This is a genomic window from Rhodosalinus sp. (genome assembly GCF_041685465.1).
In the GTDB taxonomy this organism is placed as follows: Bacteria; Pseudomonadota; Alphaproteobacteria; order Rhodobacterales; family Rhodobacteraceae; genus Rhodosalinus.
In genome coordinates this window covers 1-2,722 of the sequence record NZ_JAWLFS010000316.1, presented here as the reverse complement: position 1 = coordinate 2,722, position 2,722 = coordinate 1, and the positions used below count along the sequence as shown (strand labels likewise).

At 70.1% G+C, this 2,722-nt stretch carries 2 protein-coding genes; one reads left to right on the top strand and one right to left on the bottom strand.

Translation table 11 applies throughout. The features are described 5' to 3' along the window. Nucleotides 1-87: 87 nt before the first annotated feature. A complete protein-coding gene (locus tag ACESL7_RS15035; protein WP_372894107.1) occupies nt 88-1,857 on the bottom strand; it encodes an SLC13 family permease in 1,770 nt (589 codons plus the stop codon). Between the two features lie 114 nt (nt 1,858-1,971). Here ACESL7_RS15035 and ACESL7_RS15030 point away from each other — a divergent pair, with 114 nt between their 5' ends. Next, nucleotides 1,972-2,718: a YebC/PmpR family DNA-binding transcriptional regulator gene (locus ACESL7_RS15030; protein WP_372894106.1), complete on the top strand. Its 747-nt coding sequence runs from the start codon at nt 1,972-1,974 to the stop codon at nt 2,716-2,718. Nucleotides 2,719-2,722 lie beyond the last annotated feature (4 nt).

Below are 2,722 nucleotides of genomic sequence, written 5' to 3'. Positions count from 1 at the left end.
TCGAGGTTCATGCGCGCCATCTGCCCCGCGCGGGTCGCCGTGTCCAGCGGATGTCCGGCGCCGGCGCCCCGCGCGGGGGCGCCGCGGTCACACCCAGACGAGCCAGATCATCGGCACCGCCACGACCGTCACGATGATCGCCAGCGGTAGCCCGATCCGCAAGTAGTCCCCGAAATGATAACCGCCCGGGCCAAGGATCAGCGTGTTGTTCTGGTGTCCGACGGGCGTGAGAAAGGCACAGGAGGCGCCCACCGCCACAGCCATCAGGAAGGCGTCCGGCGAGGCGCCGAGGCGGTCGCCGATGTCGATCGCCACGGGGGCGGCGACCACCGCCGTGGCGGCGTTGTTGAGAACGGAGGACAGCGTCATCGTCACCAGCAGAAGCGCGGCCAGCACCGCCCAGACAGGCCAGCTCTCGGCCAGCGACAGCAGGCCAGAGGCGATCAGTTTCGTCCCGCCCACCTCGTCGAGCGCCGCGCCCAGCGGGATCAGGCTGCCCAGCAGCACGATCACCGGCCATTCGACCTGATCGTAGATCTCCTTGAGCGGCAGCACGCCGGCGAGCACATAGGCCACCGCGACGAGCCCGAGCGCCACGGGCAGATCGACGAGCCCGAGGGTCGCCGCGAGGACGCCCGCGGCGAAAAGCGCGACCGCGGCCCATGTCTTCGAGGTTTCGGTCACCGTGACGCCCCGGTCGGCGAGCGGCAGCACGCCGAGCCACTCCACCACGTCCGTCTCGCGTTCCTTCGGGGCGAGCAGAAGCAGGATGTCGCCCGGGCGCAGGTTGGTCTGGCGCATCCTCTTGTTGATCGCGCGCCCCTCGCGCGAGACGCCGAGCAGGAGCGTCTGCTGGCGCCACGAGAGCCCCACCGCCTGCACGCTGCGCCCGGCGACGCGCGCGCCCTCGGGCACAACCGCCTCGACGAGCGTCAGCCCCTCGCCCTCGGCCTTGAGCCGCTCCTCGCGCTCGCGCTCGGCGAAGGCGAGCGAGAGGGTGGTGCGGAAATCCTCCAGCGCCTCGGGCGTCGCCTCGATCACCATCGCGTCGCCCGCCTCGATCTCGGTGTTGGCGGAGGTGCCGTAGCGGCGGCGTCCCTCGCGGACGAGGCCGATGATCGCGACATCGGCGTCCTCGGCCGCCTCGTAGAGGTCGCGCACGCGCCGTCCGATGCAGTCGTTGTCGTCGGGGACCGTGAGTTCGGCGAGGTAGCTCTTGTATTCCTGTGAGCCCGCACCGCCATCCTCACGCACGGGGATCAGCCGCCAGCCCACGAGCGTGACGAAGGCCATGCCCGCCACCGCCACGGCGAGGCCCACGGGCGCGAAATCGAACATGCGGAAGGAGGCTCCGAGTTCCTCCTCGCGGATCGTCGCGATGATGATGTTGGGCGGGGTGCCGATCAGCGTGATCATGCCGCCGAGGATCGTGGCGAAGGCGAGCGGCATCAGCGTCGCGCCCGCCGCGCGCCGGGCCTTGCGCGCGATGGCGACATCCACCGGCATCAGCAGCGCGAGCGCCGCGACGTTGTTCATGAACCCCGAGAGCGCCGCGCCGAGCCCGCCGATGAGCGCGATATGCGTCTGCGTGCCGCGTTGCTTGTCCATGACCCGGTGGGTGACGAAATGCACCACGCCCGACCGCGAGAGCCCGCCGGAGACGACCAGCACCAGCGCCACGACGAGCACCGCCGGATGCCCGAAGCCCGAGAAGGCATCGTCCGAGGGCACCACGCCGAGCACCACGCCGGCGAGCAGCGCGGCGAAGGCCACGAGGTCGTAGCGCCAGCGCCCCCAGAGCAGCCCCGCGAAGACCGCGCCGAAAAGCGCGAAGAGAATGGCCTGATCCTGCGTCACGCGCTCAGCAGAACCCGCCCCGCGCCCGCATGCAAGCGCCGTCGGCGGGGATTGAACCGGCCGCCGGCTCCGGCCTATATGCGCGGGGTCGCATCACAGGGAGCGGAGATCATCATGGCGGGCCATTCCAAATGGGCCAACATCCAGCACCGCAAGGGCCGTCAGGACGCCGCGCGGTCCAAGCTGTTCTCCAAGCTCTCCAAGGAGATCACCGTCGCCGCCAAGATGGGCGACCCGGACCCCGAGAAGAACCCGCGCCTGCGCCTCGCGATCAAGGATGCCAAGGCCAGCTCGATGCCCAAGGACAACATCGAGCGCGCCATCAAGAAGGCCGCGGGCGGCGAGGGCGAGGCCTACGAGGAAATCCGCTACGAGGGCTACGGGCCGAACGGCGTGGCGGTGATCGTCGAGGCGATGACCGACAACCGCAACCGCACCGCGTCGAACGTGCGGGCGACCTTCGGCAAGCACGGCGGCAACCTCGGCGAGACGGGCTCGGTGGGCTTCATGTTCGAGCGCAAGGGCGAGATCGTCTATCCGGCCTCCGCCGGCGACGCCGAGGCGATCCTCGAGGCCGCGATCGAGGCGGGCGCGGAGGATGTGGAAAGCTCCGAGGACGGACACACCGTCTGGTGCGCCGATACCGATCTCAACGACGTGGCCGAGGCGCTCGAGGCGCAGCTCGGCGAGTCGGAGACCACGCGCCTCGTCTGGAAGCCGCTCAACACCACCGAGCTCGACCTCGAGGGGATGCAGAAACTCATGCGCCTGATCGACGCGCTCGAGGACGACGACGACGTGCAGCGCGTCACGACGAACTTCGAGGCCCCCGAGGACGTGATGGCGCAGCTCGCGGGCTGAGCCT

What these genes read in the sequence shown, in the direction of transcription:
- ACESL7_RS15030 (WP_372894106.1), top strand. Translation starts at nt 1,972, where the DNA reads ATGGCGGGCCATTCCAAATGGGCCAACATCCAGCACCGCAAGGGCCGT.